General features: G+C 37.3%; 14 protein-coding genes. 10 read left to right on the top strand and 4 right to left on the bottom strand.

Going from position 1 to position 15161, the window contains the following annotated elements; all coding sequences use genetic code 11:
- Window positions 1-39 precede the first annotated feature (39 nt).
- Together EW028_RS16480 and EW028_RS16475 are read right to left on the bottom strand one after the other, a co-directional pair.
- Window positions 40-243 carry a YlaI family protein gene (locus tag EW028_RS16480; protein WP_004224776.1) on the bottom strand — a complete coding sequence of 68 codons (204 nt, stop codon included), beginning with the start codon at window positions 241-243 and terminating at the stop codon, window positions 40-42.
- 11 nt (window positions 244-254) lie between these two features.
- Window positions 255-755 (bottom strand): molybdopterin-binding protein, encoded by a 501-nt coding sequence (locus tag EW028_RS16475; protein ID WP_131521650.1) that lies wholly within the window; start codon window positions 753-755, stop codon window positions 255-257.
- A gap of 182 nt (window positions 756-937) precedes the next feature.
- Between EW028_RS16475 and EW028_RS16470 the strand changes: the two genes are divergently transcribed.
- From EW028_RS16470 to pyc, 3 genes are read left to right on the top strand one after another with little or no spacing between them, the layout of a single operon-like run.
- On the top strand, window positions 938-1219 hold the full coding sequence (locus EW028_RS16470; protein ID WP_004224778.1) for an Fpa/YlaN family protein: 282 nt from the start codon (window positions 938-940) through the stop codon (window positions 1217-1219).
- A 60-nt stretch (window positions 1220-1279) separates the two neighbouring features.
- Window positions 1280-2461 carry an FtsW/RodA/SpoVE family cell cycle protein gene (locus tag EW028_RS16465; protein WP_131521649.1) on the top strand — a complete coding sequence of 394 codons (1182 nt, stop codon included), beginning with the start codon at window positions 1280-1282 and terminating at the stop codon, window positions 2459-2461.
- Between the two features lie 12 nt (window positions 2462-2473).
- A complete protein-coding gene (gene pyc, locus EW028_RS16460; RefSeq protein WP_131521648.1) occupies window positions 2474-5908 on the top strand; it encodes a pyruvate carboxylase in 3435 nt (1144 codons plus the stop codon).
- 265 nt (window positions 5909-6173) lie between these two features.
- Here the strand turns inward: pyc and EW028_RS16455 are convergent, their stop codons facing one another.
- Entirely contained in the window at window positions 6174-7097 is a 924-nt protein-coding gene (locus EW028_RS16455; protein WP_048394700.1) for a COX15/CtaA family protein, read from the bottom strand.
- Between the two features lie 336 nt (window positions 7098-7433).
- Here EW028_RS16455 and cyoE point away from each other — a divergent pair, with 336 nt between their 5' ends.
- The 7 genes from cyoE to EW028_RS16420 all read left to right on the top strand — a co-directional run bounded on the left by cyoE (window position 7434) and on the right by EW028_RS16420 (window position 14040).
- Entirely contained in the window at window positions 7434-8351 is a 918-nt protein-coding gene (gene cyoE / locus EW028_RS16450) for a heme o synthase (protein WP_131521647.1), read from the top strand.
- Between the two features lie 99 nt (window positions 8352-8450).
- Window positions 8451-9539, top strand: coding sequence for a cytochrome c oxidase subunit II (gene coxB, locus EW028_RS16445; protein WP_131521646.1), 1089 nt, complete (start codon window positions 8451-8453; stop codon window positions 9537-9539).
- Between the two features lie 40 nt (window positions 9540-9579).
- Entirely contained in the window at window positions 9580-11463 is a 1884-nt protein-coding gene (gene ctaD, locus EW028_RS16440; RefSeq protein WP_131521645.1) for a cytochrome c oxidase subunit I, read from the top strand.
- On the top strand, window positions 11463-12089 hold the full coding sequence (locus tag EW028_RS16435; RefSeq protein ID WP_004224788.1) for a cytochrome c oxidase subunit 3: 627 nt from the start codon (window positions 11463-11465) through the stop codon (window positions 12087-12089). Before ctaD ends, EW028_RS16435 begins: the two co-directional genes overlap by 1 nt.
- Entirely contained in the window at window positions 12089-12433 is a 345-nt protein-coding gene (locus EW028_RS16430) for a cytochrome C oxidase subunit IV family protein (protein ID WP_004224789.1), read from the top strand. Before EW028_RS16435 ends, EW028_RS16430 begins: the two co-directional genes overlap by 1 nt.
- Window positions 12434-12614: 181 nt before the next feature.
- Window positions 12615-13538 carry a cytochrome c oxidase assembly factor CtaG gene (ctaG, locus tag EW028_RS16425; protein ID WP_131521644.1) on the top strand — a complete coding sequence of 308 codons (924 nt, stop codon included), beginning with the start codon at window positions 12615-12617 and terminating at the stop codon, window positions 13536-13538.
- 40 nt (window positions 13539-13578) lie between these two features.
- Complete coding sequence (locus EW028_RS16420) at window positions 13579-14040, top strand: DUF420 domain-containing protein (RefSeq protein ID WP_016992774.1); 462 nt, start codon at window positions 13579-13581, stop codon at window positions 14038-14040.
- Between the two features lie 14 nt (window positions 14041-14054).
- Here the strand turns inward: EW028_RS16420 and ytvI are convergent, their stop codons facing one another.
- On the bottom strand, window positions 14055-15116 hold the full coding sequence (gene ytvI / locus EW028_RS16415) for a sporulation integral membrane protein YtvI (RefSeq protein ID WP_131521643.1): 1062 nt from the start codon (window positions 15114-15116) through the stop codon (window positions 14055-14057).
- Window positions 15117-15161: the final 45 nt, after the last annotated feature.

Raw genomic sequence — 15161 nt, 5'->3', positions numbered from 1 at the left:
TCTCAAAATAGAGGCACCTCTTTTTAATCTGTTCTTTAGTTAAAATTCTTTATCCATCTGGGGTGAAGTACGATAAAAACGGAAATTGCCTGTTTCCATTCGTGCTACAGTATTTTCCGAAATGCGATCATGACAAATATTGCACATATAAGTATGAATTGGTCGATTACGCAATTTTTTGGCTAAAGGTAAATTATCATCTAAATTATGAATCGTATCGCAAATAACGCATTTAACGCGCATTGCATTCCCTCCTATTCAGCGCGAATGGCTGATACGTTTTTAATAGGATTGTCAATATTTGAACCGTCTCTTAGTAATACATGGATTGGACCGTCTTCTAAAAGAGGCTTACCGTCTTGGCTATATTTTAAAATAAGTGTATAAGCTTCTTCAATTGTGAAAGGATATTCTTGCCCATCTTTGCAAGTTAAGACGATTGTTGTCGCTTCTGGTTTAATTTCAGCATTCTTCAAGAAATGACTTAATTCGATACCAAATGTACCTGTCTCCATTCCTTTACGGTCAAATTTCCTTTCTGATTTTAATGTAGGTGGGAATGTTGCTCCTTCCATAATTTCACGTGACCAGTGTGCTCCTACTTCACGCATATATTTGACGTCAGCATCTTCCTCAACATTTTGAGTAGTGAAGTAAGTGTTTAAATCTAATTTACGATCATCGAAAATCCACACAGTAGGATCTAATGTTAGTTGGTATGTGACTGCACCTGTGATAGGAATTATTGTTTCCATAATAGAAATCCTCCTCAAATCTTGTATATCCATGACATAGTATAACGCTAATGCCTAGAGATAATAAAGAAATATAATTCGAAATCTCTATTTTCCAATGAAGACACTTGCATTTTTATCGACTAAAAGATAAACTTTATTAAGATAGAATCGAAGAAATATCAGATAATGGGGGCGTCCTCATGGATACGAAATCACAAACTTCTTTTCAAGAGAAGGCTTTGGAGCTATTAGTTGCTGATGCAGATAAGATTGCTCGCCTTATTCGAGTACAAATGGATCATTTAACAATGCCACAATGCCCTTTATATGAGGAAGTATTAGATACACAAATGTTCGGTCTATCACGTGAAATTGACTTTGCTGTGAAGCTTGGATTGATTGAACGTGAAAAAGGCAAAGAAATTCTCGATTCACTCGAGAAGGAACTTTCTGTACTACACGACGCGTATACAGACAAATAAAAAGAAAAACTCAAACGCTTCTTTGCGCTTTGAGTTTTTTTACTAGAACGAGGTTTTCCAATGAGACAATACTTAAAACGCTATGCACAAAATTTTGATTACCCCTTATTTTTTACGGTCCTATTATTAAGTTTATTTGGGTTAATAATGATTTACAGTTCAAGTATGATGGTTGCTATTGCACAGAAAGAACAGGCACCTGATTATTTTTATCAAAAACAAGTGACTAATTTAATGGTGGCTTTCCTCGGCTTTATAGTGACCGCCTTTTTCCCATATAAACATTATGCGAATAAGAATATTATGTTGTTACTAACGGTCGTATTGGCGGTGTTATTCACATGGTTAAAATTATTTGGTCATGGGGCAGATGAAGTAGGCTCTCAAAGTTGGATTGCTATCCCAGGATTAGGGAATTTCCAGCCTTCGGAGTATGCGAAACTATTTATAATTTTATATTTTGCAGCTGCTTTTTATCGAAAAGCGCAAAAATATACGTTTGAAAAGCTACAACCTACTGAAATTTTTTATCCAATTTTTCTATGGATTTTAGTAGTTGCTGGGGTAGCCTTTGAAACAGACTTAGGAGCAGTCATTATTCTATGTGGTATTGCTGTTTCAGTGGTAGCTTCAAGTGGTATTCCATTTAAAACATTTTGGAAATTTTTCGGTGTATTAGGTGCATTTGGTACAGCTATTCTTGGTATTCTATGGGTATTTAAGGGAGAGCTACTAACAGGAAATCGAAAAGGACGGATATTATCTTACTTAAATCCGTTTGAATATGAGGATGGTAGTGGTCATCAAGTGGTGAATAGTTATTATGCCATTGGCGGAGGCGGCTTAGAGGGACGTGGTCTAGGTCAATCCATTCAAAAACTAGGTTACTTACCTGAACCACAAACAGATTTTATTATGGCAATTATTATGGAGGAATTAGGAATATGGGGAGTTTTAATTGTCCTAGGTGGTTTAGGATTTATTGTATATAAAGGTTTTTCTATTGCATTGCGAACAAAAGATCCATTGGCACGCATGATTGCGGCTGGTATTGCGAGCTGGATAGGCTGGCAGTCGTTTATTAATCTTGGGGGTGTAACCGGGTTAATCCCGTTAACCGGTGTAACGTTACCTTTTATAAGCTATGGCGGTACATCTATAATCATTCTATCTTTAGCGATGGGAATATTGATCAATGTTTCTATGTTTGAAAAGGTAGAGAGGAAAAAAACACAATCATAAAGGGGGATACCTATGGAATCAATCAACAAAATTCTCGTAGCCAATCGAGGAGAAATTGCAATTCGTATTTTCCGTGCTTGTACGGAGCTGAATATCCAAACTGTTGCCATCTATTCAAGAGAAGATAGTGGTGCTTTTCATCGCTTTAAGGCAGATGAAGCTTATTTAGTGGGAGCTGGCAAGAAACCAATCGATGCTTATTTAGATATTGAAGGTATTATTGCCATCGCAAAAGATGCAGATGTTGATGCGATTCATCCAGGGTATGGTTTTTTATCAGAAAACGTGGAATTTGCACGTCGCTGTGAGGAAGAGGGCATTGTCTTTATCGGACCAACTTCTCAGCATTTAGATATGTTCGGAGATAAGGTCAAAGCACGTTCTCAAGCCATTGCGGCTGAGATTCCTGTTATTCCTGGTACAGATGGCCCAGTAGCCGATCTAGCAGAGGTCGAGACGTTTGCTAGCAATTATGGCTATCCAGTTATGATTAAGGCAGCACTTGGCGGTGGTGGTCGAGGGATGCGTCTAGTCCATACGCCAGAGGATCTTGCTTCCTCCTATGAAAGAGCAAAATCTGAGGCAAAGGCTGCTTTTGGTTCCGATGAAGTATATGTAGAAAAAGCAATCATAAAACCCAAACACATTGAAGTACAAATTATTGGCGATAAACATGGCAATATTGTGCATTTATATGAGCGTGATTGCTCAATTCAGCGTCGTCATCAAAAAGTGGTAGAAATTGCGCCATCTCATTCGATTTCACAAGAGTTAAGAAATCGTATTTGCGATGCTGCTGTGAAATTAATGAAGAATGTCTCGTACATAAATGCAGGGACAGTGGAATTTTTAGTCGCAGGAGACGATTTTTATTTCATCGAGGTAAACCCTCGCATTCAAGTAGAACATACAATTACAGAAATGATTACAGGTGTTGATATCGTCCATGCCCAAATTAAGGTAGCGGCAGGCTATGGACTTCACAGTGAAGAAATTCATATGCCAAAGCAAGAAGATATGCCAATGATTGGCTATGCCATTCAAGCCCGTGTGACAACAGAAGACCCTGCAAATGACTTTATGCCAGATACAGGAAAGTTAATGGTTTACCGTTCAAGTGGTGGTTTTGGCGTGCGATTAGATGCTGGGAATGGGTTCCAGGGTGCTGTCGTAACACCATACTACGACTCTTTGTTGGTGAAAATTTCCACTTCGGGTATGAACTTTAAAGAAGCTGCTGCGAAAATGGATCGTAATTTAAAAGAATTCCGTATTCGTGGCGTTAAAACAAATATTCCGTTTTTAAATAATGTGGTGACACATGAGAAGTTTTTATCAGGTGCCTTTGATACTAGCTTTATTGATACAACACCAGAGCTTTTCGAGTTTCCTGTCCGTAAAGACCGTGGAACAAAGCTGTTAAGCTACATTGGGAATGTGACCTTAAATGGCTTCCCTGGTGTAGAGAAGAAGTCAAAACCTATCTTTGTCCAGCCAAACCAACCTAAAATTGATCCTTTAATTGTACCACCAGCAGGTACAAAGCAGATTTTAGATACACAGGGAGCAGATGGCTTAGTGCAGTGGATTTTAGCACAGGAAGACGTACTACTAACAGATACTACATTCCGCGATGCTCACCAATCCCTGCTTGCAACACGTGTTCGTTCACAGGATATGTATCAAATTGCAGATGCAACAGCTCGCATGATGCATCAGTTATTCTCGCTGGAAATGTGGGGCGGTGCAACATTCGATGTAGCGTATCGCTTCTTAAAAGAAGATCCATGGGAGCGACTAGCGAAACTGCGTGAGCAAGTGCCGAATGTGCTATTCCAGATGTTACTGCGTGGAGCTAATGCTGTTGGTTATACAAACTATCCTGACAATCTAATCCGAGAATTTATCGCTGAATCAGCTTCATCAGGAATTGATGTATTCCGTATTTTCGATAGCTTGAATTGGATTAAAGGCATGGAAGTAGCAATAGATGCTGTGCGTCAATCAGGAAAAATTGCTGAAGCGGCAATCTGTTATACAGGGGATATCCTCGATGACAGCCGTGTGAAATATTCGGTGCAATACTATAAGGATATGGCGAAAGAGCTTGAAGCAGCTGGCGCCCATATTTTAGCAATTAAAGATATGGCTGGTTTATTGAAACCAGAAGCGGCGTACCGTTTAATTTCTGAGTTAAAAGAGACGACAAGTCTGCCAATCCACTTGCATACACATGATACTAGTGGCAATGGAATTTACTTATACGCTAAAGCGATAGAAGCAGGTGTTGATATTATTGATACAGCGCTTGGATCTATGGCAGGCCTAACATCTCAACCGAGTGCAAACTCCTTGTACTATGCAATGAAGGGCGGCAAGCGTGAGGTACGAGCAGATATCGATGCATTAGAAAAATTATCGTACTACTGGGAAGATGTTCGTAAATACTATAAAGATTTTGAAAGTGGCATGATCAGCCCACATTCTGAGATTTATGTGCATGAGATGCCTGGTGGTCAGTATAGTAACTTACAGCAGCAAGCAAAAGCTGTAGGGCTTGGTGATCGATGGGAAGAAGTGAAACGCATGTATTCCCGTGTAAATCTACTATTTGGAGATATTGTTAAAGTTACACCATCTTCAAAAGTGGTAGGTGATATGGCTTTATTTATGGTGCAAAATGATCTAGACGAAAATACGGTCTTAACAAGAGGAAAAACGATTGACTTCCCAGATTCTGTGATTGAATTCTTCCAAGGTTATCTTGGGCAGCCACATGGCGGGTTCCCAGAGGCATTACAACAAGTAGTGTTAAAAGATCGTGAAGCAATTACAGTTCGTCCAGGAGAATTATTAGAGCCTATTCAGTTTGATCAATTAGAGGCTGTACTAGAGGAAAAGTTAAATCGTCCAGTTACGAAAAAAGATGTACTAGCTTATGCACTTTACCCAAAAGTCTTTGAGGAATATGCGAAAACAGCAGAATCCTTTGGCAATATTTCAGTTCTTGACACACCGACATTCTTATATGGCTTAAAGCTTGGAGAAATTATTGAGGTCGAAATTGAAAAAGGTAAAACATTGATTATTAAACTCGTTTCAATCGGGGAACCACAACACAATGGAACACGTGTCCTTTACTTTGAGCTTAATGGACAATCGCGTGAATTGGTGATTCAGGATATGACAGTTGAAGTTGATGGTAATCTAGCATTAAAAGCCGATCCAAGCAATCCAAACCAAATCGGTGCTACAATGCCAGGTACTGTGCTGAAAGTTGTTGTTTCTAAAGGTAGCCCTGTTAAACGTGGTGATCACCTGTTAATTACAGAAGCTATGAAAATGGAAACAACTGTACAAGCACCTAAAGATGGTATTGTTAAAGAGGTATACGCAAGTGCAGGAGATGCCATTTCAACAGGGGATCTATTAATTGAAATTGAATAAATACTCGTGAAAAAAGGTTATATAGATGCTTTTATTAGCATCTATATAACCTTTGTTATTGTGTGTAAGCGATAAATTATTATTATACCGACTCGTAACGTTAATTTGTCTATATTTTGACATTTCTTTTCCAACATTTTTTTAGGATTATGCACTAGTGTCCATGATTATCTTCATTGTTGGAATTATAGAAGCTATGAAGAAACCAAAATTGTCATAGAAAAAAGATTCGACACATCGTTGGTGGCGAATCTTTTTTAATGGGCTATTTCTTTTTCTCATTATAATTACTTCGAGCAACTAGCATGATCATATAGCATAATAAACCGAATAAAAGGGAAATAAATAATGAATGCAGTAAAGCTACCGTTAAATTCAGTTTAGTAAGGACTACTAACATACCTGCAATAACTTGTAAAACTACTATAGTAAAGGCAATTATCCATCCATAGTATATAACACGTTGATGTTTATATTCCTTTACAGCGTGCCAAGTTATGTATGCAATCCAAATGAAAATAATAAGAACAGCTAATCGATGTCCCATTTGCACCCATTCATACATATTATTCGGGGGTGCTAATGGTGTTTCATTATAGCAAAATGGCCAATCAGGACAAATTAAGCTCGAATCTGTATGACGAACTAGCGCCCCAGTATAAACGACTAAATAAGAATAAATTGTGACAGCAATTGTATGCCAACGTAACTTTTTACCGATAAATACGTTATCGGCATCAAATTTCCGATCGACTTCAAATACAATCATAGAGAGAAGAAGAACCGCAGCAAAGGAAATCAGAGATATCCCAAAATGAAGTGCTAAGATGAAATCACCTTGCCCCCATAATACTTGAGCTGCTCCAATAAGAGCTTGCGCGATTAAGAAAAACATTGCTAAGAAACCTAATAGTTTTACTTCGCGAATATGTCCGAGCTTACGCCATGTCCAAACGGTTAATACAAGAATTGAAATAGATACAACTCCTGTTACGAGACGATGTGAGAATTCAATAAGGACTTCTGGTGTAATCTCCTTTGGAATAAGAGATCCATTACAATCAGGCCAGTTTCGACCACAGCCTAGGCCACTATCTGTTTTGGTAACGAGAGCCCCACCTAGTAATATAAGGAGCATCCCTACTGTAGCGGCAACAGCAAACCACTTCAAATACCTGTTGTGTTGCATAAAATGAGTCACCTACTTTATCTATCAACATTACAAGAACGTAATGTTTCTGCTACTAGATAATATCGAAAATACGTATAAAAAACAACTTGTAAAGAGAAGGGACTACTAGATGTCGATTCCATTTCACAAATTGTTCATAATTTCGTGCTTTAACCTTCACAATTCATTTTAGAAAATGTTTTACTATAGATATGTTGTTTTTAATTATATTTCTAGACAAAACTAATTTTTACAACTTCATCTAAATTTCACTTAATGTCTAGAAATCAATCGCAAATTTCGCTATAGTTATTGTTAGCGGAATATGCTTACAAAAATGAAAGGAGAGGTATTATGTCAAACGGTCGTACACTGGCGGCTACTAGAAATCCTGGTCCAGAAACAACATCTGTTGTAAAAGATTTCTTAGCACTAATAAAAATTGGAATCGTTAACTCGAATCTTGTCACAACGTTTACAGGGATGTGGCTGGCTTTTCAGTTTACTAGTAGACATTTCTTGCAAGAACTTGATGTCATATTTTACACCATGCTGGGTGCGGCATTAATCATTGGTGGCTCAGGTGCAATGAATAACTTCATTGATCAGGATATAGATCCAATCATGAAAAGAACAAAGGCAAGACCGACAGTGACAGGCAGATTTAAGCCAAACCTTGTGTTGACCATTGCCCTCTCATTTTTAATTGTAGGTGAAATTTTGTTATTTGCGGCATCGTTTGCAGCCGGCATGTGGGGACTAGTAGGAATATTTGCTTATGTCGTTCTGTATTCAATGTGGTCAAAGAGGAAGCATGTTAGTAACACGGTTGTAGGTAGTATTTCGGGGGCTATTCCTCCTGTTATTGGATTCGCAGCGATTGAGCCTGCCTTAGGTCCAGGAGCACTAGCCTTATTCCTTATCATGTTTGCATGGCAACCACCACATTTCTATGCGCTTGCAATGAAACGGACTGAGGAATATCGTGCAGCTAAAATACCAATGCTACCTGTTATAAAGGGATTTAAACGTACAAAGTACTCAATGTTATTCTGGATTCTTTTATTATTACCGTTACCTTTCCTTTTAACAGAGCTTGGAATTGGCTTTTTAACTCTTGCTACTGCATTGAACTTGGGTTGGTTAATACTAGCTCTGAAGGGCTTTACAACAAAAGATGATATGAAATGGGCAAATAAAATGTTTATTTATTCGTTGAATCATATGACCATACTATTTGTATCCATCATAATATTTGCGGTGTTTAGCTAAAGTTAGGGATTCTTTCTTTTTATAAGAATTCATATAGACAGAACTGATGTCCTAGGTACACATGAAAATACAACAAAGAAAGAGGGGTTTAATTAAGCTATGATGAAAGGGCTTAAAAAATGGCGTCTTTTTTCACTTCTAGCAGTGATGATGGTTTTCCTTTCAGGTTGTGGTGAAGATTATCTTTCTACACTAAAACCATCTGGAGAAGTAGGTAAACAACAATTGAATTTATTACTGTTAACTACTGTAATTATGACGCTAGTAGTAGTAATAGTATCCGTTATTTATTTACTTGCATTCCTAAAATACCGTCGCTCACGCGTTGGTGAAAATGTTATCCCTAAGCAAGTAGAGGGTAGTCATACTTTAGAAGTGATTTGGACAGTTATTCCGATTATTTTATTATTAATTATCGCTGTACCAGTTGTTACAACTACTTATAAATTTGCAGATGTAGCTGCAATGGATGAAGTAGATGAAGAAGGGAACAAAACAGCCCTAACGATCAATGTAACGGCAAAATTATACTGGTGGGAATTCGAATATCCTAACCAAGGTATCGTAACGGCTCAAGAGCTAGTGGTACCAACAGGTGAAAAAGTTTACTTTAATTTAAAAGCTGCCGATGTTAAGCACTCATTCTGGATTCCTGCTGTAGGCGGTAAAATGGATACAAACGTAGAAAACTTAAACAAATTCTACTTAGTATTCGATAAAGAATCAAAAGATCTTAAAGATGGCGTATTTTATGGAAAATGTGCTGAATTATGTGGACCTTCACATGCATTAATGGACTTTAAAGTAAAAACGTTAAGCCCAGATGCATTTGACGCATGGGTTGATGCAATGAAAGCGACAGAAGGACAAACAGCTGACAAAGCTTCAACTGATCTTGGTGAAGCAACTTTTGCTAATAGCTGCTTAGGCTGTCATGCTATCTCTGGTTCTGGAGCAGGTGGTACACCAGGTCCAAACTTAACTACGTTTGGTGACCGTAACCGTGTTGCTGGTTTCTTAGAGCATAATGAAGAAAGCTTAAAAGCTTGGATTAAAAACCCTGAGGAATTTAAACCAGGTAACTTAATGATGAATGCTGAAGGCACTGCGCCTATCTACGGTGATTTATCTGATGAAGAAATTGAAGCTCTTGCAACTTACATCATGGGCTTATCAGTAGAAAAATAATTTTCGTTCTATGTAACAAATTTTGAGGGAGGTAAAAGTTGTGAGCTCATACACACAGAAAAAGGGCTTTGGAGCAGCTGTCTGGGATTACATCACTACTGTTGACCATAAAAAGTTAGCAGTGATGTATTTATTAGCCGGTACATTGTTCTTCGCTATCGCTGGTTTTGAAGCATTATTAATGCGTATTCAATTAATGAAACCAAATAATGATTTCATATCAGCTGGTTTTTTCAATGAATTATTAACGATGCACGGAACAACAATGTTATTCCTAGCTGCTACGCCACTACTATTCGCATTTATGAACATGCTTGTACCATTACAAATTGGTGCGCGTGACGTTGCATTCCCGTTCCTTAACTCATTAGGGTTCTGGTTATTCTTCCTAGGTGCAGTATTCCTTCACCTGTCATTCTTTATGGGTGGCGCTCCTGATGCGGGCTGGACTTCTTATGCATCATTATCTTTATACTCTCCAGGACATGGTATTGATTTCTATGTTCTTGGTTTACAAATTTCAGGGGCAGGTACTTTAATTTCAGGTCTTAACTTTATCGTTACGATTATTACAATGCGTGCTCCAGGTATGACATTTATGCGTATGCCATTATTCACTTGGACTGCTCTTGTATCAAGTGCATTAATTTTATTCGCATTCCCTCCATTAACAATTGGTTTATTAATGATGTTATTTGACCGTATGTTCGGTGGTAACTTCTTTGACCATACAATGGGTGGTAACACAGTAATTTGGGAGCACTTATTCTGGATCTTCGGACACCCAGAGGTTTATATCTTAGTATTACCGGCATTCGGTTTATTCTCTGAGATTATTCCAGCGTTCTCTCGTAAGCGTCTATTTGGATACTCTTCAATGGTATTCGCTACAATTTTAATTGGTTTCTTAGGGTTCATGGTTTGGGCTCACCATATGTTTACAGTTGGTCTTGGGCCAACAGCAAACGCAATCTTCGCTGTTGCAACAATGGCAATTGCGGTTCCAACAGGTATGAAAGTATTCAACTGGATCCTAACTATTTGGGGCGGATCAATTAAAGTTACGACACCAATGCTTTATGCACTTGGTTTCATCCCGTCATTCGTTGCGGGTGGTGTTACAGGGGTAATGCAAGCATCTGCACCTCTTGACTACCAATTACATGATTCTTACTTTATCGTTGCTCACTTCCACTACGTAATCGTTGGTGGTATCGTTACAGCATTATTCGGTTCAGCGCACTTCTACTGGCCAATTTTCTTCAACCGTATGTTAAACGAAACGCTTGGTAAGATTACTTTCTGGGTATTCTTTATCGGATTCCATTTAACATTCTTCCTTCAACATTTCTTAGGTTTGATGGGTATGCCACGTCGTGTATTCACTTACATGGATGGTCAAGGTTGGGATCAATTCAACTATATCTCTACAATCGGTGCATTAATGATGGGTGTAGGGGTTATCTTAATGGTAATCAACTGCTTAATGTCTATTAAGGGCAAACCAGCAGGTCGCGACCCATGGGGTGATGGACGTACTTTAGAATGGTCAATTCCACAACCAATTCCATTCTACAATTTCCGTCAAACACCACTTGTTCGTGGTTTAGATCCATGGTGGATTGAAAAACAAGAAGGTAATAAAGAAGTTACATTTGCTGAGCCACTAGGTGATATCCATATGCCAAATAACTCAGCGATTCCATTCGTTATTTCATTAGGTATGTTTATTGCAGCATTCGGTGCACTTTACAATCCAGATGCAGATAAACCATGGTCAATCTATGTATTAATCATTGGTTTAGCGATTACATTTGGTGCGATGATTGCTCGTTCTGTTAAAGACGATCATGGCTTCCATTTACACAAAGAAGAAATTCTTGAAATTGAAGAACATCTTTACGGCAAAGGAGGAAATAAATAATGGATTTCAATACTAAATTTACTCCTCATACTTGGCCAGATCATCCTGAACAAGCTACGATGGAAGGTAAAAATAAAGTCGTTGGTTTCTGGATTTTCCTTGCCTGTGAAGTTGTACTTTTCGCAAGTTTATTCGCTACTTATTTAGCGCTTAAGAACAAAGGGCCAGCTGGCATGGAGTTCACAACTCAAGGTTTATTTGAATTACCATTAGCATTTGCTATGACGATGTTATTATTAACATCATCACTAACATCTGTTTATGCAATTTACCATATGCGTAACTTTAACTTTAAAGGTATGCAAACTTGGTTAGCGATTACATTAGCTTTAGGTCTTGGATTCTTAGCACTTGAAATCTATGAGTTCAACCACTATGTGCACCTTGGTTTTACATTTAATCAATCTGCATTCGCAACAGCGTTTTACTCTTTAGTTGGGACACACGGTTTCCACGTAACTTTAGGTCTTGTATGGATTGGTACTTTAATGATCCGTAATGCTAAACGTGGATTAAACCTGTACAATGCACCTAAATTCTTCGTTGCTGCTTTATATTGGCACTTTATCGACGTAGTTTGGGTATTTATCTTTACAGTAGTATACTTGATGGGAGTGATCGGATAATGTCTTCACACGATACACCTATAGTTGCTAAGTCACAGGCACAGTATGAGTATGATCGTCATCATAATGCCGTTCATATGCGTAAACAAGTAATCAACTTTGCGATTATGATTTTCTTCACTTTTATCGCCTTCGCAGTAGTTGCAGCTGATTTTTCTAAATACTTAATTATGCCATTCGTATTATTATTGGCTGGCGTTCAAGTTGTACTTCAACTTTATTCTTTCATGCACTTAGAAGATAAAAAAACTCACTTTGGTGGCGTTATTGGTTTCTTCATGTGGATGGGAATTTTAATCGCATTTACATTCTTCTTAGCATTTTTAACAATCATTTGGTGGTAATCACCAAAAAAAGCACGTTCGTTATTTTGTACGAACGTGCTTTTCCTATGTTTTGAGGTTATGTAGGTATCGAAAGAGGCAAACACTGTTAAACTTAACATTTGTTCACCTTTCGTTCATTGCAGTATAGCTGTAAGCGTTTTATAATAGGAGTACTGAAGTTTAAAGGAGTGCGTTCTATATGCCACTTAGTATATTTGGTTTCCAAGCATTGTGGAGCCCGTATTTAATAGGGGTTCTTGTTTTTATAACAATCATCTATTTTTTAGTCACAACAAAGTGGCGTAAAGATTTTAAAGTAAGTGAACCTTTGAAAAAAGGCGAAGCTATTTACTTTGTTTTAGCTATGATTACCATCTATATTATCAAAGGATCTCCTATCGATTTAATGGCTCATATTATGTTTACCATGCACATGGTGCAAATGGCTATTCTGTTATTGCTAGTCCCTATTTTCTTAATTAAAGGGATTCCTTGGTGGGTTTGGAAGGTGGCTATTGAAGCACCAGTAGTTAGAACATTGTTTAAAGTGCTAACATTACCAGTTGTTGCTGTCTTTGTATTTATCGGTCTATTTTCTTTCTACCATTTACCGTCCATATTGGATTACATTAAATTAAACGAAACATTACATGGAACCTATACATTTGTATTATTTCTATCTGCGGTGTTTATGTACTGGCCTTTAATTCAAAATATGCCAAATAGTAATCAAATGAAGCCTTTGCATAAATTGGCGTATATTATTGCTAATGCCGTTTTAATTACACCTGCTTGTGGATTAATCATCTTTGCCCCAAATGCAATGTATGAGACATACACAAACGGTGATGCATGGTTAAAGGCAATGGAGCTTTGTGTACCAGCCTCTACATTGTCAGGATTATCTTTATCTGGACCAGAGCTATTTACAGACATGAAACCAGTTGCAGATCAGCAATTAGGTGGCGTATTAATGAAAATCCTACAAGAGCTTATTTTTGGTGTACTAATTGGTACAATCTTCACAAGATGGTATCGATCCGAGCAAAAAGATCCAGATAAAATCACTGCTGACGCTTTAGCTGCCCACCAAAAGAAGTGGGAAAGTCAACAGCAACATTAATTGAAGAATAGAAATTTACTTTGTGTAAGGGGTTTTGACAATGGAATTGCAAATTTTGCCTACTATTAGTACATCGTTTATCGTTATTAGTGCTGTACTAGTAGCGATAGGGTGGGGCTTAATTATAAAAAGAAATGTAGAGGGACATAAGAAAGTGATGCTTGCTGCAGGTGTTGCGGCACTTATTTTCTTTATCATCTATGCGTCCCGTACAATCTTTATTGGAAATACAGCTTTTGGCGGTGGAGAAGATTTAAAACCATATTATACGTTCTTCTTGATTTTCCATATTATTTTAGCGACATCTGGAGCTGTGTTTGGTATCGTTAGTATTATTTCAGGTTTGAAAATGAACATAAAATTACACAGACGAATTGGGCCAATTACAAGTATTATTTGGTTCTTTGTTGCCATAACAGGTGTATTAGTTTATTTATTATTGTATATTTTATTTGAGCCTGGTGAAACAACATCAGTAATTAAAGCCATTTTAGGATTTTAAAAAAATCTCCCTCCTTATTTCTGTGCAGGAGGGAGATTTTTTATCGTTGGTTGGAATAGTGAAAGTACTACGACAACCAGTAATGGACCAATTAATATTCCAATAAATCCAAAGATTTTAAAACCAATAAACATGGCAATAAAGGTATTCAAGGAAGAAAGTCCAATTTTATCGCCAATAATTTTTGGCTCAATCATTCGTCGGACTAGAAATTGTCCAATGGTTAGTAAAATTAAGACAGCTGCATATAAATAATCGCCAGCAAAGACCTGATAGACTGCCCATGGGACTAATAAAATAAATGAATCAAGAAAAGGGATAAAGTCTAAAACAACAAGTAAAAGTGCTAACAGTATAGGAAATGGTGTTTTTAAAAAATAAAATGCAGCGAATGATATAGCAAAGATCCCTATCCCTACAAGTAATTGAGCTTTCAGAAATCCAAATAAGGCTAGCTTAACACGTTGGCCAATAAAGATAATTTTTTGATGGTAGTGAAAAGGAACGGGCGATAATAATTTACGATTAATTGTTGGTAATTCTAAAAGCAACATATACAACACAATCCAATAGACAAATATATCAAAAAGACGTGTGGGAATATATGTCAGTAAAGTTGACCAAACATTGACGTTCGTTAAGGATAAAGAAAATTTTTCGATGGATGCTAATGCTTTTGCAATCATAAATTGAATTTGTGAAACTAGCTCTACAGGTAAATGATAGGTGTAATTGCTGAGCTTAGATTGCATTTGAATCCATAGTGCGGACAATTGATTGAGATAATCAGGTATATCAATAATAAAGGATGAAAATTGTTTCCAGCTTATATAGAGGATAAGTGTACATAATAATAAAGATATACTTAGAAAAAACAAAAAAAAGAAGAAGACAACGATTTTTCGTTTTTTTCTAAACCGTTTACTCATTCGAACGATGATTGGTTCTAACAATAACGCGGTTAAGTAGGCAAGTAAAATTGGTAATGATATGGAGATGGACCAAAGGATCAGTATACCCATTGCGATAACAATAATGGGATGACGAAAAAAAGGACGATTAAAAAATGATAACATTTTTCTCACCTACATCTTGTAATAGATATAGGTAGTATGAGAAAA

It is taken from the genome of Lysinibacillus sp. OL1, assembly GCF_004332175.1.
GTDB lineage: Bacteria > Bacillota > Bacilli > Bacillales_A > Planococcaceae > Lysinibacillus > Lysinibacillus capsici.
The sequence above is the reverse complement of the archived record's forward strand: the minus strand, read 5'-3'. Positions and strand labels throughout refer to the sequence as shown.